The organism is Rhodococcus sp. IEGM 1354, assembly GCF_030056855.1.
Lineage (GTDB): Bacteria > Actinomycetota > Actinomycetes > Mycobacteriales > Mycobacteriaceae > Rhodococcoides.
On record NZ_JASHKT010000002.1, the window covers coordinates 349,449 to 370,740 of the forward strand.

General features: G+C 64.2%; 17 protein-coding genes. 5 read left to right on the forward strand and 12 right to left on the reverse strand.

The features are described 5' to 3' along the window. Positions 1 to 128 precede the first annotated feature (128 nt). Complete coding sequence (locus tag QM588_RS06145; protein WP_283312186.1) at positions 129 to 1,853, reverse strand: NAD+ synthase; 1,725 nt, start codon at positions 1,851 to 1,853, stop codon at positions 129 to 131. 83 nt (positions 1,854 to 1,936) lie between these two features. Here QM588_RS06145 and QM588_RS06150 point away from each other — a divergent pair, with 83 nt between their 5' ends. The 3 genes from QM588_RS06150 to QM588_RS06160 all read left to right on the forward strand — a co-directional run bounded on the left by QM588_RS06150 (position 1,937) and on the right by QM588_RS06160 (position 8,117). Continuing rightward, a complete protein-coding gene (locus tag QM588_RS06150) occupies positions 1,937 to 3,502 on the forward strand; it encodes an alpha/beta hydrolase (RefSeq protein WP_283312187.1) in 1,566 nt (521 codons plus the stop codon). A gap of 101 nt (positions 3,503 to 3,603) precedes the next feature. Further along, positions 3,604 to 4,944, forward strand: coding sequence for a type I glutamate--ammonia ligase (gene glnA, locus QM588_RS06155; protein WP_027497412.1), 1,341 nt, complete (start codon positions 3,604 to 3,606; stop codon positions 4,942 to 4,944). Between the two features lie 125 nt (positions 4,945 to 5,069). Next, positions 5,070 to 8,117 (forward strand): bifunctional [glutamine synthetase] adenylyltransferase/[glutamine synthetase]-adenylyl-L-tyrosine phosphorylase, encoded by a 3,048-nt coding sequence (locus tag QM588_RS06160; RefSeq protein ID WP_283312189.1) that lies wholly within the window; start codon positions 5,070 to 5,072, stop codon positions 8,115 to 8,117. Here the strand turns inward: QM588_RS06160 and QM588_RS06165 are convergent. From QM588_RS06165 to glnA (QM588_RS06190), 6 genes are all read right to left on the reverse strand, one after another. Next, positions 8,114 to 9,097: a glycine betaine ABC transporter substrate-binding protein gene (locus QM588_RS06165; RefSeq protein ID WP_283312191.1), complete on the reverse strand. Its 984-nt coding sequence runs from the start codon at positions 9,095 to 9,097 to the stop codon at positions 8,114 to 8,116. The genes QM588_RS06160 and QM588_RS06165 overlap by 4 nt on opposite strands. Before the next feature lie 35 nt (positions 9,098 to 9,132). Continuing rightward, positions 9,133 to 10,116, reverse strand: a complete 984-nt coding sequence (locus tag QM588_RS06170; protein ID WP_283312192.1) for a glycine betaine ABC transporter substrate-binding protein — start codon at positions 10,114 to 10,116, stop codon at positions 9,133 to 9,135. Beyond that, positions 10,116 to 10,871, reverse strand: a complete 756-nt coding sequence (locus QM588_RS06175) for an ABC transporter permease (protein WP_283312362.1) — start codon at positions 10,869 to 10,871, stop codon at positions 10,116 to 10,118. Before QM588_RS06175 ends, QM588_RS06170 begins: the two co-directional genes overlap by 1 nt. 50 nt (positions 10,872 to 10,921) lie before the next feature. Beyond that, positions 10,922 to 12,133 (reverse strand): ABC transporter ATP-binding protein, encoded by a 1,212-nt coding sequence (locus tag QM588_RS06180; protein WP_283312193.1) that lies wholly within the window; start codon positions 12,131 to 12,133, stop codon positions 10,922 to 10,924. Beyond that, entirely contained in the window at positions 12,126 to 12,776 is a 651-nt protein-coding gene (locus tag QM588_RS06185) for an ABC transporter permease (protein WP_283312194.1), read from the reverse strand. The genes QM588_RS06180 and QM588_RS06185 overlap by 8 nt, the downstream gene beginning before the upstream one ends. A 187-nt stretch (positions 12,777 to 12,963) precedes the next feature. After that, a complete protein-coding gene (glnA, locus tag QM588_RS06190) occupies positions 12,964 to 14,400 on the reverse strand; it encodes a type I glutamate--ammonia ligase (RefSeq protein ID WP_027497406.1) in 1,437 nt (478 codons plus the stop codon). A 169-nt stretch (positions 14,401 to 14,569) separates the two neighbouring features. Between glnA (QM588_RS06190) and QM588_RS06195 the strand changes: the two genes are divergently transcribed. Continuing rightward, on the forward strand, positions 14,570 to 15,034 hold the full coding sequence (locus QM588_RS06195) for an RDD family protein (protein WP_032406716.1): 465 nt from the start codon (positions 14,570 to 14,572) through the stop codon (positions 15,032 to 15,034). Between the two features lie 37 nt (positions 15,035 to 15,071). Here QM588_RS06195 and QM588_RS06200 read toward each other — a convergent pair whose 3' ends face one another. The 5 genes from QM588_RS06200 to sucB all read right to left on the reverse strand — a co-directional run bounded on the left by QM588_RS06200 (position 15,072) and on the right by sucB (position 20,559). Further along, entirely contained in the window at positions 15,072 to 15,827 is a 756-nt protein-coding gene (locus QM588_RS06200) for a DUF4191 domain-containing protein (RefSeq protein WP_027497404.1), read from the reverse strand. Positions 15,828 to 15,888: 61 nt separating this feature from the next. Continuing rightward, positions 15,889 to 16,902 (reverse strand): lipoyl synthase, encoded by a 1,014-nt coding sequence (gene lipA, locus QM588_RS06205; protein WP_176457962.1) that lies wholly within the window; start codon positions 16,900 to 16,902, stop codon positions 15,889 to 15,891. A 10-nt stretch (positions 16,903 to 16,912) separates the two neighbouring features. Further along, on the reverse strand, positions 16,913 to 17,704 hold the full coding sequence (gene lipB, locus QM588_RS06210; protein WP_283312196.1) for a lipoyl(octanoyl) transferase LipB: 792 nt from the start codon (positions 17,702 to 17,704) through the stop codon (positions 16,913 to 16,915). A gap of 21 nt (positions 17,705 to 17,725) precedes the next feature. Further along, complete coding sequence (locus QM588_RS06215; protein ID WP_283312197.1) at positions 17,726 to 18,616, reverse strand: TIGR01777 family oxidoreductase; 891 nt, start codon at positions 18,614 to 18,616, stop codon at positions 17,726 to 17,728. A 149-nt stretch (positions 18,617 to 18,765) separates the two neighbouring features. After that, complete coding sequence (gene sucB / locus QM588_RS06220) at positions 18,766 to 20,559, reverse strand: 2-oxoglutarate dehydrogenase, E2 component, dihydrolipoamide succinyltransferase (RefSeq protein ID WP_283312199.1); 1,794 nt, start codon at positions 20,557 to 20,559, stop codon at positions 18,766 to 18,768. Positions 20,560 to 20,937: 378 nt separating this feature from the next. Between sucB and QM588_RS06225 the strand changes: the two genes are divergently transcribed. After that, positions 20,938 to 21,279 carry an oxidoreductase gene (locus QM588_RS06225; protein ID WP_135042424.1) on the forward strand — a complete coding sequence of 114 codons (342 nt, stop codon included), beginning with the start codon at positions 20,938 to 20,940 and terminating at the stop codon, positions 21,277 to 21,279. The last annotated feature ends 13 nt before the right edge of the window (positions 21,280 to 21,292 follow it).

The following is a 21,292-nucleotide window of genomic DNA, read 5'->3' on the forward strand; positions in this document are numbered from 1 at the left end:
GTCCTCGAGGCCCGCTCGGCGGGTCCCCGGGATGGGGTGTGATGACGTGACCAGTGTGCCACCGCCCTTCCGTCGCAGGAATGCTGGTAGGCAGTGCAATTTGTCACAGTCGTGGCAACAGCCGATCGTCACATCGGGGGCTCGTACGCGCCCCTCCCGACGGTGATCGGCATCCGGCGATCGCGCCCGAACGCCCGCGAGGTGACCTTGGTGCCGATCGGATACTGCCGCCGCTTGTATTCCGCTGCGTCCACTTTGCGCGCAATGTCCGCCACGACGGACGCGTCGAAACCCGCCGCGACGATGTCCGCGACGCCCTGGTCGTGGTCGACGTACCGAAACAGGATGGCGTCGAGGGTGTCGTAGTCGGGCAGTGAATCGGTATCGAGCTGACCCGGCCGAAGCTCGGCCGAGGGCGGCTTGTCGATGCTCGACTCGGGGATCGGCGGGACGTCTCCGCGGTCGATCGCGGACTCGTTGCGCCAGCGCGCCAATTCCCAGACCAGCGATTTGGGCACGTCCTTGATGGGCGCGAAGCCGCCGACCGCGTCGCCGTAGATCGTCGAATATCCCACCGCCAGTTCGGACTTGTTCCCGGTGGCAAGAACCAGATGACCGAAGGTATTGGACAGCGCCATCAACACGATTCCCCGGCATCTCGCCTGGACGTTCTCCTCGGCCACGCCGGTCAGGTGCAGCTGGTCCACGAAGCCGGCGACCAGCTGGGAAATCGGTTCGGTTCGAAAGTGAATGCCGGTGCGCGCGGCGAGATCCTCGGCATCGATGCGCGAATGCTCCGAGGAGAACTCCGAGGGCATCGACACTGCGTACACCGCGTCAGCGCCGAGGGCATCGACGGCGATGGCGGCGACGACCGCCGAATCGATTCCACCGGACAGACCGAGGGTGACCGAACGAAAGCCGTTCTTGTGCACGTAATCTCGTAGCCCGGTCACCAACGCGCCCCACACCTGTTCCTCGGAGCCGAGGGGCTGAGCCAGGGACGGCTCGGTGCGCTGCCAGCCGCTGATCGCCACGTCGGGCAGAGCGACGCGATCGATCGTCCAGCCCGCCACCGCGGGAGAGTCCGCGACCGGATCCGCGGGGGCATCGACGTCGATGATCAACAGATGCTCGACGAATTGCGGAGCCCGGCCCCACGTCGAGCCGTCGGGACCGAGCACGAGACTTCCCCCGTCGAACACCAGCTCGTCCTGACCGCCCACCGCGTTCACGTACGCGATGGGGGTCCCGATCTCGGTGGCTCGGCGCTGGACGACAGAGTGACGAATCGTGTCCTTCCCCTGCTCGAAGGGGCTCGCGTTGAGGCACAGCAGCAGATCGACTCCGGCCGAGGCGTAGGCGGCAACGGATCCTCCGGGTTGCCAGATGTCCTCGCACACAACGAGTCCGAACCGCACACCGTTGACCGTCACAATGCTCAACCTGGAGCCGGGCGCGAAATAGCGCGCCTCGTCGAACACCCGGTAGGTGGGCAGTGAGTGCTTGTCGTACCGAGTTACGACCCGGCCGTCGACGATCACCGCCGCACTGTTTCTCGAACCCTCGACATCGCGGTCGAGGTACCCCACAACGACGATGCGGTCGCCGCACCCGGCTCGGTCCAGAGACTCCGCCAGCCCCGTCAGTGCCCGCTCCGATGCGGCCGCAAACGACGGATTCAGCGCCAGATCCTCGACCGGATACCCGGTCAGGGCCATCTCCGGAAACACGACCACGTTGGCACCGTCATGGGCGGCACGGACGGTCCATTCGACAATCGCCGCCGCATTCGCTTCGAGATCGCCGACGACGGGATTGATTTGGGCGAGGGCGAGTCTGAGGGCCTGCACCGTGTAGACGCTAGTGCTCGACGGCCGTCCCTGCCGGGCAGCGAGAATGGAGTGTGGCCGGAAAGACCTGGCACGATCGACTCATGAGAACGCGCACCACGACGTCGGTCGTGGCACTGTCCGCAGTCGCCCTCGTGCTCGCCGGCTGCTCCGCGCCCGGGCCCGGTGCCGACCCCTATCCGTCCACCGCGTCCGACTCCACGTTCTCGGCTCCCGCCGGTCCTGTTCCTGCGGGGCTCGAGGCGTTCTACGCCCAGAGTCTGCAGTGGGAATCGTGCGAGTCCTACAACACGGATGGATCCGAACTCGGCGATGCAGTCCAATGCGCCCGAGTGACCGTGCCACTCGACTACGCCGATCCGGGCGGCAAGACCATCGACATCGCGATCTCTCGCACTCAGGCGACGGGGGAGAAGATCGGGTCGATCCTGATGAACCCGGGCGGTCCGGGATCGTCGGGGCTCTACCTCGCCGAGCAAGCCGACGGCACCCCGATCGCCGACCGGTTCGACCGAATCGGATTCGACCCACGGGGGATCGGGGCCTCCGAACCCGAAGTGCGCTGCCTGACGTCCGAGGGAGTCGACGAAGAGCGTCGGGAACCGGACGTCGACGTCAGCCCAGAGGGGATCGCCGCCACCGAAGCCGATCATCGTGACTACGCGGCGCAATGTGTCGAACGCACCGGTGCCGACGTGCTCGAACACGTCGGCACCCGCGAAGTCGTCCGCGACATGGATGTCATCCGCGCAGTGCTGGGCGACGAGAAGCTCACCTACGTCGGGTATTCGTACGGGACGCGCATCGGTACCGCCTATGCCGAGGCGTTCCCGTCGAACGTCCGGGCGATGGTGCTCGACGGAGCACTAGATCCCGACCAGTCGCCCGTCGACGAGGCCGTCGCCCAGGGTGCGGCGTTCCAGACCGCGTTCGACCAGTTCGCTGCGGACTGCACGCAGACCGACACGTGTCCGCTCGGCACCGATCCGTCCCAGGCCGTGGCGCAGTTCCGGACCTTGGTCGACCCGCTGGTCGACACGCCCGCCGACACCACCGACCCGCGCGGACTGAGCTACGACGACGCGATCACCGGAGCGCAACAGGCGCTGTATTCACCGCAGCTCTGGCGATTGCTGCGAGCCGGACTGAGCGAACTGCGAGAGGGCCGGGGAGACACACTGCTGCGTCTCGCCGACACCTACTCCGGACGACTCGAGGACGGTAGCTACACCAACATCGACGACGCGTTCAACGCCGTCCGATGCGTCGACGGCCCGCCGACCACCGACCGGGGAGAGGCCGACGAGGCCGACGCCAGGTTCCGAGCGGCAGCGCCGTACCTCGACGACGGCCGCTCCACCGGGAACGCGCCGCTGGATCTGTGCGCGTTCTGGCCGGTGCCGAACACCAGCGAGCCCCACATCGTGGAGGCGGAGGGGCTGCCCACGCTGGTGGTGGTCTCGACGACGAACGATCCGGCGACGCCCTACCAAGCGGGCGTGGAACTGGCCGACCAGCTGCGCGGCGACCTGGTCACCTACAACGGCACCCAACACACGGTGGCGTTCTCGGGAGTGGAATGCATCGACGATCCGCTGACGAACTACCTGGTGGACCTCGTCCCACCAGGCGAAGGATTGGTGTGCTGATAGCTACATCACCGGCCGCGCGGTGACCGGAGAGTTCCACGAAGTGAGACTGAATTCACGATGTAACACAGATTTAACTCCGTTTGCTTACTCTCGCGTTCATGGATCGTCAAAAGGAATTCGTGCTCCGGACCCTCGAAGAGCGCGACATTCGTTTCGTCCGCCTCTGGTTCACCGACGTCCTCGGGTACCTCAAATCGGTGGCCATCGCGCCCGCTGAGCTCGAAGGTGCATTCGACGAGGGAATCGGCTTCGACGGCAGCGCCATCGAAGGATTCGCCCGCGTCTCCGAGGCCGACACCGTCGCCAAGCCGGATCCGTCGACGTTCCAGATTCTGCCGTGGTCGACCAGCAAGGGTCACCAGCACTCTGCCCGCATGTTCTGCGACATCGCCATGCCCGACGGCTCGCCGTCCTGGGCCGATTCGCGCCACGTGCTGCGTCGCCAGCTGAGCAAGGCCGCAGACCTCGGATTCAGCTGCTACGTGCACCCCGAGATCGAGTTCTTTCTCCTGAAGGATGCCCCCCAGGACGGCTCACCGCCGACCCCGGCAGACAACGGTGGCTACTTCGACCAGGCCGTGCACGATTCGGCCCCGAACTTCCGCAGGCATGCCATCGACGCACTCGAGTCGATGGGCATCTCGGTGGAATTCAGCCACCACGAGGCCGCACCCGGACAGCAGGAGATCGACCTCCGGTACGCCGACGCCCTGTCGATGGCCGACAACATCATGACCTTCCGCTACGTGGTCAAGGAAGTCGCCATCGAAGAGGGTGTGCGGGCGACGTTCATGCCCAAACCGTTCAGCGATCAGGCCGGCTCGGCGATGCACACGCACATGAGTTTGTTCGAGGGCGACGCCAACGCCTTCCACAACCCGGACGACCCGATGCAGCTGTCGGAAACCGGCAAGTCCTTCATCGCCGGCATCCTCGAGCACGCCAACGAGATCAGTGCCGTGACCAACCAGTGGGTCAACTCCTACAAGCGTCTCGTGCGTGGCGGCGAAGCCCCGACCGCTGCATCCTGGGGACCGGCCAACCGGTCGGCATTGATTCGTGTGCCCATGTACACCCCGAACAAGGCGTCGTCGCGACGCGTCGAGATTCGTAGCCCCGATTCGGCCTGCAACCCGTATCTCGCGTTCGCGGTGCTGCTCGCGGCCGGCCTGCGCGGAATCGAGAAGGGGTACACCCTTCCTCCCGAGGCGGAGGAAGACGTGTGGGCACTGACCTCGGCCGAGCGTCGCGCCATGGGCTACAAAGAACTGCCGGGCAATCTCGATCAGGCGCTGAACGCGATGGAAGGGTCCGAGTTGGTCGCAGAAGCACTGGGCGAGCACGTATTCGACTTCTTCCTGCGCAACAAGCGACGTGAGTGGGAGGAATACCGCAGCCACGTCACGCCGTACGAGCTGAGGGCGTACCTGGGTCTTTAACAATCCAGCACTGCCATGGGCTACGTTCTAGTCGATCCCGAATGTAGGTTCGATGCCGGTGTGGGCACCCTCGCGCCGCATTACTGACGACGAGGTATATCTGTGGCACCCCGAGGTGGATTCTGATGGTGCGTCCTCCCACTTCCAGGTCCGTCGTACCCGGACCTGGCCGCCTCGGCCTCGTCGAGGAAACCGCGCCGTCCGATTTGCGCACACTGGGCTGGACGGGCGAAGAGAGTCTCGAGCTGCTGTGGTCGCTCTCGCGTGCCCCCAACGCCGATCTCGCGCTGCGCACTCTGGTGCGCATGTACGAGATGCTCGGCAGTGGCTGGGCCGAGTTCGACACCGCACTGCGTAACGACAAGGGATTCCGCGGCCGGCTCCTGGGACTGGTCGGCGCGTCCAGTGCGCTCGCCGACCACCTCGTTGCCGACGACACCACCTGGCGGTTGTTACTGACCGCGGAAGGTCAGAGCACCGGAGTGTCGGCGAAGATTCAGTTGCCCAGCAAGGCAACGCTGGTCGCAGAACTGCTCGAGGCCGTCGGGGCCGAGCCGGAGACCGGGCCGAATGCCGCACCCGATCTGTACCGCGCGTCCGTCACCGGCCCGCCCGCCGTGATCGCCCTGCGCAAGACGTACCGCGACCAGATCATGGTGTTGGCCGCGTACGACCTCGCCGCGACCGTCGAGAACGAACCGGTCCTGCCGTACACGGTGGTCGGAGCCCAACTGTCCGACATGGCAGATGCGGCGCTCACGGCGGCTCTGTCGGTGGCAGTGGCGACTGTGTGTCCCGACGCACCGTGTCCGACGCGGCTTGCCGTCATCGCCATGGGCAAATGCGGTGCGCGCGAACTCAATTACGTATCGGACGTCGATGTCGTGTTCGTCGCCGAGCCTGCGGACTCACAGGCGAGTCGCATCGCGGGCGAGATGATGCGCATCGGGTCCTCGGCGTTCTTCGAGGTCGACGCTGCGCTTCGCCCCGAAGGTAAGCGCGGCGAGCTGGTTCGCACGCTCGACTCGCACGTGGCCTACTACAAGCGCTGGGCCAAGACCTGGGAGTTCCAGGCCCTGCTCAAGGCTCGGCCGATGACCGGCGATATCGCGCTCGGCCACGATTACGTCGATGCCGTCAATCCGATGGTGTGGCTGGCCAGTCAACGTGAGGACTTCGTGCCCGAGGTCCGCGCGATGCGGCGACGGGTCGAGGAGATGGTGCCGACCGAGCTGCGCGAACGGGAGATCAAACTCGGACGCGGCAGTCTGCGCGACGTCGAATTCGCCGTCCAGCTCCTGCAGTTGGTGCACGGCCGAACGGATGAGTCGTTACGCGTACTGGGCACGACCGATGCACTGACGGCTCTGACCGAGGGCGGGTACGTCGGCCGCGACGACGCCGCGAATCTGACCGCGTCCTACGAATTCCTGCGACTCATCGAGCATCGCCTGCAGATGCAGAGAATGCGGAGAACACACACCCTGCCTCCACCGGACGATGAGGAATCGCTTCGGTGGCTGGCCCGTTCGGCGCACATGCGACCCGACGGCAATCGCGATGCGCTCGGTGTACTGAACGCCGAGATCAAGAGGAATGCCCAGCGCATCCGTCGGTTGCACGCGAAGCTCTTCTACCGGCCGCTGCTCGACTCGGTGGTCAAGTTCGACTCCGAGACGGTGCGTCTGACGCCGGACGCCGCGACGCGTCAGCTCGCCGCACTCGGCTACGCGACTCCGCAGAACGCGTTGGGCCACCTGCGTGCGCTCGTCGGCTCGGGTACCCGCCGCGGACAGATTCAGGCCGTGTTGCTTCCGACGCTGCTCGAATGGCTTGCCGATACCCCCGATCCCGACGCCGGACTGCTCAACTACCGCAGGCTGTCCGAATCGGCGGGTGAGCAGACGTGGTTTCTGCGCGTGCTGCGCGACGAAGGCGCTGTGGCACAACGGCTGATGATCGTGCTCGGCTCCTCGGCCTACGTACCGGACCTGCTGATCAAAGCCCCGGAAGTCATTCGGTTGTTCGCCGACGGACCGACCGGCCCGCGTCTACTCGACGTCGAGCCGGAGGAGACCTACCGCGCCATCCTGTCGTCCTCGGCTCGGTACGAGGATCCGGTGCGAGCGATCAACGCGGCGAGGGCGCTGCGGCGTCACGAGCTGGCACGGGTGGCGTCGGCAGACATCCTCGGCATGCTCGACGTACCTCAGGTGTGTCGGGCGCTGTCGTCGGTGTGGGCCGCCGTGATCAATGCCGCTCTGGCCGCTGCCATCAGAGCCAGCGAAATCGAGCGCGGCGAACCGGCACCGGCAACCTTGGCCGTCATCGGTATGGGACGCCTGGGCGGCGGCGAACTCGGCTACGGAAGCGACGCCGACGTGCTGTTCGTCTGCGAACCGGTGGACGGCGTCGACGAGACCGTTGCGGTCAAGTGGGCCAACACCATTGCCGATCGCATCCGCAAACTGCTCGGAGCGCCGAGCACGGACCCTCCGCTCGAAGTCGACACCGGCCTGCGCCCGGAAGGTCGCAACGGCCCGGTGGTGCGCACGCTGTCGTCCTACGCCGCGTACTACGCCCAGTGGGCTCAGGCATGGGAGGTGCAAGCTCTGCTGCGTGCGCATCAGGTCGCGGGCGATCAGGACCTGGGCATCCGATTCCTGCTGATGGCCGACAAGGTGCGCTACCCCGAGGGTGGAGTGTCTGCCGACGCCGTCCGTGAAATTCGGCGTATCAAGGCGCGGATCGACTCCGAGCGTCTCCCCAAGGGAGCCGACCCGGCCACTCACACCAAGCTCGGACGTGGGGGACTGGCGGACATCGAGTGGACCGTACAGCTTATCCAGCTCCGATACGCACACAAGGTCCAGTCACTGCACAACACCTCGACGCTGCAATCCCTCGACGCGATCGGCGCAGCCGAGCTGATGAGTGAGACCGACATCGAGCTGCTGCGCGAAGCGTGGATCCTGGCGACGAAAGCGCGCAATGCGCTCGTCCTGGTTCGCGGTAAGCCGACCGACCAACTGCCGAGACCGGGTGCCGTCCTGTCCGCCGTCGCACAGGTGGCGGGGTGGGAGAACGGCGACGCCGGGGCATTCCTCGACAACTACCTGCGCGTCACGCGTCGAGCCAAGGCAGTCGTGGAGAGGACGTTCGGCGGACTCTAGTCGCTGCCTGCGGTGACGAAGCCCTGCTTCACCATCCAGTCGCGCGCGACATCCGCGGGCTCACGGCCGTCGATGTCCACCTGCCGGTTGAGCTCGGTGATCTCGTCGTTCGTCAGCGCTGCGGAGATCGGGGCGGTGACCTCGGCGATCTCCGGGTATTGCTCGGCGATCGGCGTGCGCATCACGACCGTGGCGTTGTAGCGGGGAAAGAAGCTCTTGTCATCTTCGATCACTGTCAGGTTCAGACCTTTGATGCGGCCGTCGGTGGTGAACACCTCACCGAACGTGCACTGCGAACCGTTGGCCGTTGCCTGATAGATGATGCCGCCCTGCAACACCTGCCGCGGAACGACATTGGGGTCGAAGCCGTAGGCAGCGGCCATACCCGGAAACCCGTCCTGTCGTGAATTGAACTCGGTCTCCACGCAAGTCTGTGCCGCAGCCGGATCGGTCTCGGCGAGCGCGGCGTAGTCCGAAAGAGTCTTGATGCCGGTCGCGTCTGCCGTTGCCTGATTCATAGCAAGTGCGTACGTATTGTCCATCGGTGCGGGGTTGACCCAGGTGAGTCCGTTCGCCGCGTCCTGGTCACGTAACGCTTCGAACTGCCCGGTGGCATCCGGGATGGCGGTTTCGTTTCCCAGGAAGTTGATCCACGCGGTACCCGTGTACTCGTAGGTGACGTCCACCTGCCCCGAGACCATGGCCTGGCGGGTGCTGTTGGACCCCGAAATGTTGGTGAGGTCTCGGACGTCGGCTCCGGCCGCCACCAGCCCGAATTCGAGGATGTACCCCAGGATCACCTGCTCGGTGAACTCCTTCGACCCGACGATCAGTTGTGCGCCCTCGAGAGCCGGCACAGGCTCGATACTGCCGGGTTCCACGGACAGCGGCACTGCGCTGCCCGACTGCAGACCGCAACTCGTCAGCGCCGTAATCACGACGGCGCACACGGCAATCAACCCTCGTGTCGAGTGCGGCATCGGCTTCAGTCCTCGCGGTTCGATGTAGGAGACGGCTAATCCGCGCCGGCGGTGACAAAGCCCTCTTTGACCATCCAGTCACGCGCGACATCGGCCGGTTCGCGACCGTCGACGTCGACCTGTTTGTTCAGTTCGGTGATCTCGTCGTTGGTCAGCTTCGCCGAGATCGGTGCCGTCACCTCGGCGATCTGTGGATACTGCTCGGCGATCGACGAGCGGATCACCACGGTGGCGTTGTACCGAGGGAAGAAGCTCTTGTCGTCTTCGACGACAACGAGATTCAGACCCTTGATTCGGCCGTCGGTGGTGAACACCTCACCGAACTTGCACTGCGAACCCTCGGCCGTTGCCTGATAGATGATTCCGGTCTGCAGGATCTGACGGGGGACGGCATTGGGGTCGAAACCGTACGCAGCCGCCAGGCCGGGAAATCCGTCCTGTCGAGAATTGAACTCGGTCTCCACGCACAACGCCGATGCGGCCGGATCGCGCGCTACCAGAGCCGCGTAGTCCGACAGCGTCTTCACTCCGGTCTGGTCGGCAGTTGCCTGGTTCATCGCCAGGGCGTACGTGTTGTCCATCGGCGCGGGGTTGACCCACGTCAGCCCATTGTCGACATCGGCGTCCCGGATCGCGTCGAATTGCTCGGTGGCGTCCGTGATGGGACTTTCGTTGCCGAGGTAGTTGATCCAGCCGGTCCCGGTGTACTCGTAGGTGAGATCGACCTGCCCGGAGACCATGGCCTGGCGAGTACTGTTCGACCCCGAAATATTCGTCAGGTCGCGAACATCCGCACCTGCAGCCGACAACGCGAATTCGAGGATGTAGCCCAAGACGATCTGCTCGGTGAAGTCTTTGGAGCCGACGGTCAGTTCCGCGCCCTCCAGGCCCGGCATCACTTCGATGCTGCCGGGCTCCACCGACAGCGGCACCGCGCTGCCCGATTGCAAACCGCAACCTGCCAGTGCGATCGTGCTGATCGCGCACAGGGCAACGATCTGTTGTCTCGAGCGCCGCATCAGCGGAGTCCTTTCGGGCCGAGATAAGCCTCGGCGAGTGCCCCGAGCCAGTCCACGAACAACGCGAGGGCCACAGCGAGAACGCCTCCGACGACGAGGATCAGTGGCTGGTAGAGCTTGTATCCGGTATCTATCAGAACTCCGAGACCGCCCGCTCCCACGAGGAAGCTCAGTGTGGCCGTACCGACGGCGAGCACCAACGACGTGCGCAGACCGGCCAACATGTACGGCACGGCGAGTGGAAACTCGATACGCCAAAGGATGCCACTACTCGACATGCCCTGTCCGCGTGCAGCATCGATATAACTCGGGTCGACCTGCTGGAAGCCGAGCATCGTGTTTCGGAGAACGGGAAGCAGTGAGTAGAAAGCGATGGGTAGTACGCCGATCCAGAAACCGGTCTTGCCCGTCGCGAGGAACAGCAACACCAGCAGGCCGACCGCCGGCGCGGCCTGACCGATGTTGGCGATACCGATGAAGATCGGTGCCAACTTTCGGTAGCCGTTGCGCGTCAACAGGATTCCCAGAGGGACCGCTATGGCCAGCACGAGCGCCGTGACGACGATCGTGATGACAACGTGCTCGGACATTCTTTGAAGCAGGTAGCTCGCGTTCAACGTCTCCGCTTGCGTAGCAGTCAGATCGCGGGTGAACGTGTAGGCAAGAAGCGCGACAACCACTATTGCGATGAGGACCGGTTGCACCAACAGCCGAACACGTTCCGCTCGCTTGGCAGCTTGCTTCGCCGCCTGCACGCCGCTGTCGTCTCCTGCTGCATCGACGACCGAGGAATCCGCGGTGGTCGTCACGATGGACTCCCTGCAGTCACGTCTTCCGCTGAGGTGTCCTTGTCGTGGTCGTGGTCGTGGTCGTGAGCGTGCTGCGAACGGATGGTCTTGATGGTGTCGATCAATTGCTCGATCGTGATCGTGCCGGCGTATTCGCCGCGCTGACCGGTAACCGTTGCGGTCGCGTTACCCTCGGCGAGCAGAGCTTCGAGTGCGTCCTGCAGCGTCGATTGAGTCGAGACCATTTCGCCCATCGGAACACCGACGTCGCGCAGGCTGCCTACTCCGACGAGATGGCGGCGATCGGTCCACCGAATGGGCCGCTTACGCGCATCGAGAATGATTCCCCATGCCTCCGGGTCGTTTCCGAGAGCCGCGTTCATCGACTCGACCGGCTGGTCCTCGCCCATGACCGGAACATCGGACAACTCGATGTCGCGCACTCTCATCAGTGTCAGTTGCTTGAGAGCCGCACCGGCACCGACGAATCCGGCGACCGTCTCGTCGGCTGGGTTGGCCAGAACTGCTTCGGGAGTGTCGAACTGCAGAATGCGAGACTGATTGCCCAACACCGCGATTCGGTCACCGAGCTTGACCGCTTCATCGAAGTCGTGGGTCACGAACACGATGGTCTTGCCCAATTCTGCTTGCAGGCGCATCAATTCGTCTTGCAGCAGGCCGCGGGTGATGGGGTCGACGGCTCCGAACGGCTCGTCCATCAACAGGACCGGGGGATCTGCGGCCAGAGCGCGCGCCACACCGACTCGTTGCTGCTGACCTCCGGACAGTTGGCGCGGGTAGCGGTCCCGATACAGCGCGGGATCGAGACCGACGAGATCGAGCATTTCGTCCGTGCGATCCGAGATCCTCTTCTTCTTCCAGCCGATCAGTCCTGGAACCATGCCGACGTTCTCGGCAATGGTCATGTGTGGGAACAGCCCTGCTTGCTGGATGGAGTATCCGATGGTGCGGCGGAGTTCGTTCGGGTTGATCGACAATGCGTCCTTGCCGCCGATGGTGATGCGGCCCGACGTCGGCTCGATCAATCGGTTGATCATGCGCATGGTCGTCGTTTTGCCGCAGCCGGATGGACCGACCAGGACGACTACCTCGCCGGCGGGAATCGTCATCGACACGTTGTCGACGGCGGGATCCTTTTGTCCCGAGTAACTCTTGGTTACGTTCTCCAGCACGATTTCTGCACCGGATACGGTCGTTTTCTCACTCACGGATACCCCTCGAGGTGGTCAGTTTGCCGATCACGACGTAGATCCCATCGAGGATCAGCGCCAGCAGGACGATGAGGATGGTGCCGGTCAGTGCCTGCGGAACGGCCGTCGGGCTGCCGACTCGTGCGAGCCCTGAGAACAGAAGATTGCCCAGGCCAGGGCCTTTGGCGTACGCAGCGATAGCCAGGATGCCCATGGCCAGCTGTGTGCTGACTCGCATTCCGGTCAGAATCGAGGGCCACGCCAGTGGAATCTCGATGCGCCGCAGCACAAGAATGCGGCTCATGCCGATTCCGCGGGCGGCATCGGTGACCGCCGGATTGACCGCATCCAGACCGACCACAGTGTTTCGGATGATCGGGAGCAGTGAGTACAGGACCAGAGCGGTCACTGTCGGTCGAACACCCAGCCCCAGAATGGGAATCAGCAAACCCAACAGAGCGAACGACGGGATTGTCAGGACAGTGCTTGCCAGAGCTGTAGCGACGGCGGAGCCGGCCGGACTGCGATAGACGAGTATCCCGATGGAGACGCCGATAACGGTAGCGATGATGACGCATTGCACCACGGCCGAGACGTGGAGATACGAATCGATCGCCAACTGCCTTCGCCGCCCGACGATGAAATCCCACAGTGCATCCATGCAGTCGTCGTCCTCTGTTTGCCGGTAACGGTAGTTGTCTTTACCCCGCGTACCGACTATCAAACGCCGACCGGTCTGAATTTCTTTGCGGATTGCCGCAAAAGTTGCCGATCGGAAACAATCTAGAAAGCGAAAAACGCCCGGCCGAAAAGATTCGGCCGGGCGTTTCTTCGTGAAATCTACCTACTCACACGTCGTAGTAGAGCGAGAACTCGTACGGGTGCGGACGCAGGTTGACCGGAGCGATCTCCTGCTCACGCTTGAGCGAAATCCACGTCTCGATGAGGTCGGTGGTGAAGACGCCACCCTCGGTGAGGTAGTCGTGGTCGGCCTCGAGACGGTCGATGACCGCGTTCAGCGAGGTGGGTGCCTGAGGAATGTTCTTGGCTTCCTCGGGCGGCAACTCGTAGAGGTCCTTGTCGACCGGAGCCATCGGCTCGATCTTGTTCTTGATTCCGTCGAGGCCCGCCATCATCTGAGCGGCGAAGTTCAGGTACGGGTTACCCGAGGAGTCCGGCGCGCGGAACTCGAGGCGCTTGGCCTTCGGGTTGTTGCCGGTGATCGGGATACGCACCGCGGCGGAGCGGTTGCGCTGGCTGTAGACCAAGTTGATGGGAGCTTCGTAGCCCGGCACCAAACGGTGGTACGAGTTGATCGTCGGGTTGGTGAAGGCCAACAGCGACGGAGCGTGGTGCAGAATGCCGCCGATGTAGTGACGTGCCAGATCGGACAGTCCGGCGTATCCGGCCTCGTCGTGGAAGAGGGGCTTGCCGTCTTTCCACAGCGACTGGTGCACGTGCATGCCCGAGCCGTTGTCTCCGAACAGGGGCTTCGGCATGAACGTCGCGGACTTGCCGTTCTTCCATGCGGTGTTCTTGACGATGTACTTGAAGAGCTGCAGATCGTCGGCCGCGCGGAGCAGCGTGTTGAACTTGTAGTTGATCTCCTGCTGACCGCCGGTGCCGACCTCGTGGTGGGCACGCTCGAGCTCGAAGCCTGCGTTCTGCAGGTTGGTCGAGATCTCGTCACGCAGGTCGACGTAGTGGTCGTACGGTGCGACGGGGAAGTAGCCACCCTTGTAGCGGACCTTGTAGCCGAGGTTCGGTCCACCGTCGGCCTCGGTCTCGGCTCCGGTGTTCCACCAACCCGAGGACGAGTCGAGCTCGTAGAACGCGCCGTTGGCCTGCGAGTCGAAGCGCACGGAGTCGAAGATGTAGAACTCGGCCTCGGCACCGAAGAACGCGGTGTCGGCGATGCCGGTGCTGGCCAAGTACTCCTCGGCCTTGCGCGCAACGTTGCGCGGGTCGCGGCTGTACGCCTCACGCGTGAACGGGTCGTGGACGAAGAAGTCCATGTTGAGGGTCTTCGCGTTGCGGAACGGGTCGATCTGAGCGGTGGCGTAGTCCGGCAGCAGGATCATGTCGGACTCGTGGATCGACTGGAAGCCGCGGACGGACGAGCCGTCGAACGCGAGGCCGTCTTCCAGGGTGTCGGCCGTGAACGCCTTGGCAGCGATGGAGAAGTGCTGCTGTGCACCCGGCAGATCCGTGAATCGGATGTCGACGTATTCGATTCCTTCATCTGCGATGAACTTGATGACCTCTTGGGCCGTGGAAAACGCCACGCTTTTGCTCCTTAGTTGAGAATCCGTCGAACTGACGGTATGGACTCGGTGTTGCCCGCCCGTCAAGCTCGTGTTTCGCCCGTGTTACACGTCGTGGTTCACGGTTGGCACGAACAACAGTACGTCCACCCGTTTTTCCGCGCGCCCGACCGCGCCTATCCTGGGAATCATGGCACGAATGACAGGGTCCTGGTTGTCCGGACCGGCGGCCGCGAACCCACGACCGCCGCAGAACTTCCGTGGGGAACAACTCGGTCTGCCCGCACAGGGCATCGGCGCACTCGCCGGAACCGGTCGTAGAGTCCTGGCGTTGCTGCTGGACTGGACGATGGCTACCGGTGTGGCGTCGCTGATTCTCGGCGGTTACACCACCAGCGGGCTGATCTCGACGATCGTGCTGGCCGTGTGGTTCGTCGTAGGAATCGCGAGTGTCTCGCTGTTCTCGTTCACCCCGGGGCAGTTCATCGTGGGAGTACAGGTGGGACGCATCGACGCCCATGCGCGAGTCGGTTTCGTCCGGGCATTGGTGCGCCAGCTCATCCTGCTGTTCGTCGTCCCGGCCGTGATCACCGATATGGACGGCAGGGGAATGCACGACCGCGCAACGGGAACAGCCCTGCTGCGGACCCGCTGAGGGGTCGACGCACCAGGGCTGTCGGTCGAAATACGGGTCAGCGTCGCTTCATGGTTCGCTGAACGCCCTTCATCTTGGCCCCGCCGGGAATCGGTCCCTTTGGCATTGCCGGGCCACCCTTGGTGCCCAACGCGGCCAGCCGTGACTCGATGGTGTCCATCCGCTTGCCGTCGATGTTCTTCGGCAACTTCGACAGGTACTTCTGCAAACCCGACAGTGGAATCTGGTTCTCCCCGTTGCCGACGATGATGTCGTAGATCGGGGTGTCGCCCACCAGCCGGGCGGTCTTCTTCTTCTCCTGGGCCAGCAGAGTCTTCACACGCTGCGGGGCACCCTCGGCAACGAGAATCACTCCCGGCTTTCCGATCACCCGGTGCACGGCATCGAGATGAGTGGTGCCTGCGATCGCATTGGTGACACGCCACGATCCCTGAAGATTGTCCAGGGCCCACGCCGCGGCACCGGCTTGACCGTCGGCCTTCTTGTACACGGACTTCTGGACCCGCCGGCCGAAGATGATGAACGCGACCAGCACGCCCAACAGGAGACCGATGGGGAGAAGGAACCACTGGAAGCCGAAGGCCAGACCGATCAGGAAGCCGATCAGCCCGAGACCGACCACCGCTCCGATCATCAGCGGAAGGAGAGCCTTGTCGTCCTTACGCTGCATTTGGAACGCCTGCCACAACTGGCTGCGCCGTTCCTTCGATGCCTGCTTGCGGGCTGCCTTGGCAGCCGCCTTTGCTTCCTTGCTGGGCTTTGCCGCTTTGCCAGCTTTACTGCCGTTCGCCATACCTCACAGGATACGGCCTGTGCCGACGCTCACGTGCATGGCGCCGGGTCGAGGGGAGCGATCAGCGAGGAGCCAGCCGAGCCATCAACGAGCTGGCCTCCTGAGAAGCTTCACCGCCGTCGGTGAGGTGGCTCATGCTCTCGGGCAGTTCGCGACCGTGGTGCGCCATGGCCTGCGCGTAGAGGCGTCCGGCGCGGTACGAGGAGCGGACCAACGGGCCGGCCAGAACTCCGGCGAACCCGACCTCGGTGGCGTAGTCGGAGTGCTCGACGAACTCCTCCGGCTTGACCCACCGCTCGACGGGGTGGTGCCGCGGTGACGGTCGCAGGTACTGGGTGATCGTCAGAATGTCGCAGCCCGCCTCGTGCAGGTCGCGAATCGCTTCCTGGACTTCCTCGGGAGTCTCGCCCATGCCGAGAATGAGATTCGACTTGGTGACCAGACCGTCGTCACGCGCTGCGGTGATGACGTCCATCGACCGCTGATACCGGAAAGCCGGACGGATGCGCTTGAAGATGCGCGGCACGGTCTCGACGTTGTGGGCCAACACCTCCGGGCGGGAGGAGAACACCTCGGCCAGCTGGTCGGGCTTGGCGTTGAAGTCGGGGATCAGCAGCTCGACGCCGGTGTTGGGGTTGAGCTTCTTGATGTACCGGACGGTCTCTGCGTACAGCCACGCACCACCGTCTTCGAGGTCGTCGCGGGCGACTCCGGTGATCGTGGAGTAGCGCAGGCCCATGGCCTGCACACTCTCCGCCACGCGGCGAGGCTCGTCGCGATCGAGATCCTCGGGCTTGCCGGTATCGATCTGGCAGAAATCGCATCGACGGGTGCATTGTTCGCCGCCGATGAGGAAGGTCGCCTCGCGATCTTCCCAGCATTCGTAAATATTCGGGCAGCCGGCTTCCTCGCACACCGTGTGCAGACCCTCACGCTTCACAAGACCTTTGAGCTCGGTGTATTCCGGGCCCATCTTGGCTTTGGTCTTGATCCAGCTGGGTTTGCGTTCGATGGGGGTCTCCGCGTTTCGGATCTCGAGGCGGAGCAGCTTGCGTCCTTCTGGGGCCACAGTCACGCCAACAATGCTACGCGCCGAACCGAACCGTCGTGAATTGCGGGTTGACCGTCGCGGTGGTGATCTCCGGGTGCTCGAGCTCGTGCTCTCTGACCGGCATCGATCCGTCCAACGCAGCCAGAACTGCCGTCGTGACCGAATCGAGCACCTCGGCGACCGGGACGTCTCGCCCCAGCTCGAGCGACAACGACGTCACACCGGCGTCGGCGATTCCGCACGGCACGATCGCGTCGAAACCCGTCATCGCCGAATTGCAGTTGAGGGAGAAGCCGTGCAGGGTCACGCCGCGCTGAACTCGCACGCCGATGGCCGCGATCTTGCGCTCGGGTAGAAGCACGCCGTCGCGAACCTCGGACGCGAGCCACACCCCGGACCTGCCGTCCACCCGCCCGCACGCGATGCCGTGATCGGACACCACGGAAATCAGCGCTTCCTCGATCCGGCGGACGTACTTGACGACATCGATCGGCTGCGCCAGCGCGACGATGGGGTAGCCGACCAGTTGGCCCGGCCCGTGCCAGGTGATCTTGCCGCCGCGGTCCACCTCGACCACAGGAGTACCGTCGCGCGGCATGTCTTCTTCCGAGGTGCGCCGCCCCGCGGTGTACACGGAAGGGTGCTCGAGCAACAGCAACGTATCCGGGCCCCGGTTGTCTGCGCGGGCGTCGGCCAATTCCCGCTGTAGAGCCCACGCCTGGGTGTACTCGACGGTGCCCAGTTCTCGCACCACGACCGGTTCGCGGCTTGCCCGGGCCGAGTCGGTGCCGGTGGCCTGATTCGACGGGGCGTTCACGTCACTCATGAACCGAAACGCTACGCCGGGTCATGAGCCGACAGCCACCCGCAGTGCTTCGCCCACGGTGTTGTGCTCGAAGGTGTAGCCGGCGTCCTCGAGTGCCTTCGGAATGGCTCGCGGCCCGGTGAGGATCGCCTCCTCGGCAAACTCTCCGATGACCGCCTTCAGGGCGAACCCGGGCACCATCCACGGTGCCGGACGATGCACCGCTCGGGACATCGCACTGTTGAACTGGGCGTTGGTCACCGGCGTCGGCCCGACCATGTTGACCGGTCCGCGCAGCGCATCGTTCTCGATACCGTGGACGATGGCGCCGATTTCGTCTTCCAACGAGATCCACGGGAAGTACTGACGGCCACTGCCCAATCGACCACCGAGCGCGAACAGGTACAGCGGGCGCAGCTTGCCCAGCATTCCGCCGCGCTGCGACAGCACCACACCGCTGCGCAACAGGATCGTACGAACTCCAGCCTCCGACGCCGCAGCCGTGGCGTTCTCCCAGTCTCGGCACACCTCGGCGAGAAATCCGTCTCCTACCGGAGCGGTCTCGTCGACCACTCGGTCGCCGGTGTCACCGTAGAAATTGACGCCGCTGGCATTGATCAGGGTGGGGACACCCGCGTCGGCCGCCGCCGACGCGATCACCTCGGTCGGCGCTATGCGACTGTCGCGTACCAGTTGTTTGTACGCACCGGACCATCTCTTGTCGCCGATGCCGACACCACACAGATTGACGACCGCATCGGCACCGGCCAGCACAGCGGGGTCGATACTGCCGTGCGACGGGTCCCACTGCGACTCGTCCGGTCCCGCCGGTGAGCGTCGGACCAGTCTGGTGACGTCGTGGCTGCGGCCGCGTAACGCTGCAACGAGAGCTGTGCCGATCAAGCCTGATGAACCTGCAATGACTACGCGCATGTGAACGAAAGCCTCCTTGACGCACTCCGGGGCACCATTCGCGAACGAATGATGCCCCGGATGCTCTGTCCGTGCCCCTGGTGAACGAGACCCCGATGCGAATGTTTCGCGCTCCTACGAGAATACGTGGCGCGACACTCGCCGGTTGTCTACAGACCCAGATCGGCCTCGAACGATGCCACTTCGAGACGCTGCTTGATGGTCGTCAGGAAGCGTCCTGCATCGGCTCCGTCCACCAACCGGTGGTCGTAGGTGAGCGGCAGATAGCACATCGAGCGAACACCGATCGACTCGTTGCCCGAGTCGTCCTTGACGACGACGGGACGCTTGACGATCGCACCCGTACCCAGCATGGCCGCCTGCGGCGGAACCAGGATCGGGGTGTCGAACAGCGCGCCCTGGCTGCCGATGTTGGTGATCGTGAACGTGCCACCGGACAGCTCGTCGGGCTTGAGCCCACCCGAACGGGCGCGAGTGGCGATGTCGTTGATCGCGCGTGCCAGTCCGGCCAGCGACAGGTCGCCGGCATTGTGGATGACGGGGGAGAGCAGGCCCTGCTCGGTGTCCACCGCGATGCCCAGGTGGACATCGGCGTGGTACGTGATCTCCTTCGCGTCCTCGTTGATGCTGGCGTTGACGTTCGGGTGAGCCTTGAGTGCCTCCACGACCGCCTTCGCGAAGAACGGCAGGTACGTCAGGTTGACGCCCTCGTTCTCGGCGAACTTCGCCTTGGCCTTGGTACGCAGGCCGGCGATCTTCGTCACGTCGACCTCGAAAGTCTGCGTCAGCTGAGCAGAAGTCTGCAGCGACTCACGCGTCTTCTTCGCGGTGATCTGACGAATACGGTTGATCTTCTGCGTGGTGCCGCGCAGGTGTGCGAGCTCGGGACGAACTCCCGCGGTCGCCGGTGCTGCGGGCTTCGACGCTGCGGCAGGTGCCGCGGCCGCAGCGGGAGCCGCGGGAGCCTTCTTGGCCTCGGCTGCAGCGAGAACGTCCTGCTTGCGGATGCGTCCACCCACGCCGGTGCCCTTGACGGACGACAGATCGACGTCGTTGTCCGTCGCCAACTTGCGGACCAGGGGAGTGACGTACGGGCTGGAATCGCCCGACGGTGCCGATTCCTTCGCGGGAGCGGCCTTGGGGGCTTCCTGCTTCGGCTCAGGCTTCGGCTCGGCCTTGGGAGCTTCCTTCTTGGGGGCTTCCTGCTTCGGCTCGGGCTTCGGCTCTTCCTTGGGCTCTTCGGCCTTCGGAGCCTCGGGCTCCGGACTTGCCTCGGGCTCGGGGGCCTTCTCGGCGGGTGAGCCGGAACCGATGACTGCAAGCTGGCCGCCGACGGCCACGGTGTCGTCTTCCTCGGCGGAGATCTCGAGCAGGGTGCCTGCGACCGGAGACGGGATCTCGGTGTCGACCTTGTCGGTGGACACCTCGAGCAGCGGCTCGTCCACTGCAACCTCGTCGCCGACGGCCTTGAGCCAGCGCGTCACGGTGCCCTCGGTGACGGACTCACCCAACTCGGGCATCGTCACCGGGGTGCCGGATCCGGACGAGTCGGAGGAGCTGGAAGAGGCACTCGCTGCGGGAGCTTCCTGCTCGGCCTGCGGCTCGGGCTCGGCTGCGGGAGTGGGCTCCTCGGCAGGCTCTTCCGGTGCCGACTCCTCGGCGGGAGCGGCATCCTCGGCGGGTGCGTCGGACGAGGAGGACTCGTCCGCGTCACCGATCTGAGCGAGCTCGCCACCGATCTCGACGGTGTCGTCTTCCTGAGCGACGATCTTGGTGAGAACACCGGCAGCAGGCGACGGGATCTCGGTATCGACCTTGTCCGTGGAGACTTCGAGCAATGGCTCGTCGACTTCGACGGTGTCGCCTTCTTGTTTGAGCCACCTCGTGACAGTTCCCTCGGTGACACTCTCACCGAGAGCTGGCATCTGGACGGAGAAGGCCATGTCTGTTGACTCCTCGACAGTTGTATGCGGGTGATGTAGTTCTTACGACTTGTGGTCGCAGACCATTGTGCTGGCGGAACAGGGTTCATGGACGAGAGTTGGGTGATTCGGTTCGACGGAGGCACCGGTGCGATCGACACTCACCGAGCACGTTCGGCTCGATCCAGCGCCCACGTCGACACTCCCTCTCGGCAACTCACTAACTCACTTCACGAGCCTTGGTTCACAATCAAGAGAGCTGAACCCTCTAATGTCATCCTTCCATTGATGTCGCCTCGCCGTTCCCCTAGGGCGTGCAACACGCCTGTCGAACTGGTGGGTAACAAAGATCCGGCACCGAAACTCGGACTTCGCCGGCCGTACGAAAGAGGAGTTCGCGTGGGATTGTTCGATCGATTCAAGTCGAGCGGTGGGGGCGCGAAACGGGCACCCGAAGGCTCGGTTGCCCAGTACCTGGCCGATTGGACCTCGGCACGAATCGGCGTCGAGGCCTACGTGGAACCCAAAACGACGGTCACGCCGCTCACGGTGGTTCTGGTCGCGAACGACGGTGAGTGGACGCGTCGACCGCTCGATGAAAAATATGTACGAAAGATCGGATCGGACCTGAAGATTCCGGTGTACGACGTCCGCAAGACGGGCTATCCGCAGCGGATGCGTGACCACGACGCTCGGCAGAAGCTGATTCGGCAGCGCGAACAACAGCAGCGCGACAGCTGACGCCGTCCGTGCG

Coding starts and splice junctions, on each gene's coding strand:
- QM588_RS06150 (WP_283312187.1), top strand. CDS start 1,937: ATGAGAACGCGCACCACGACGTCGGTCGTGGCACTGTCCGCAGTCGCC.
- glnA (WP_027497412.1), top strand. CDS start 3,604: ATGGATCGTCAAAAGGAATTCGTGCTCCGGACCCTCGAAGAGCGCGAC.
- QM588_RS06160 (WP_283312189.1), top strand. CDS start 5,070: ATGGTGCGTCCTCCCACTTCCAGGTCCGTCGTACCCGGACCTGGCCGC.
- QM588_RS06165 (WP_283312191.1), bottom strand. CDS start 9,097: ATGCCGCACTCGACACGAGGGTTGATTGCCGTGTGCGCCGTCGTGATT.
- QM588_RS06170 (WP_283312192.1), bottom strand. CDS start 10,116: ATGCGGCGCTCGAGACAACAGATCGTTGCCCTGTGCGCGATCAGCACG.
- QM588_RS06185 (WP_283312194.1), bottom strand. CDS start 12,776: ATGGATGCACTGTGGGATTTCATCGTCGGGCGGCGAAGGCAGTTGGCG.
- QM588_RS06195 (WP_032406716.1), top strand. CDS start 14,570: ATGGCACGAATGACAGGGTCCTGGTTGTCCGGACCGGCGGCCGCGAAC.
- QM588_RS06200 (WP_027497404.1), bottom strand. CDS start 15,827: ATGGCGAACGGCAGTAAAGCTGGCAAAGCGGCAAAGCCCAGCAAGGAA.
- lipB (WP_283312196.1), bottom strand. CDS start 17,704: ATGAGTGACGTGAACGCCCCGTCGAATCAGGCCACCGGCACCGACTCG.
- QM588_RS06215 (WP_283312197.1), bottom strand. CDS start 18,616: ATGCGCGTAGTCATTGCAGGTTCATCAGGCTTGATCGGCACAGCTCTC.
- sucB (WP_283312199.1), bottom strand. CDS start 20,559: ATGGCCTTCTCCGTCCAGATGCCAGCTCTCGGTGAGAGTGTCACCGAG.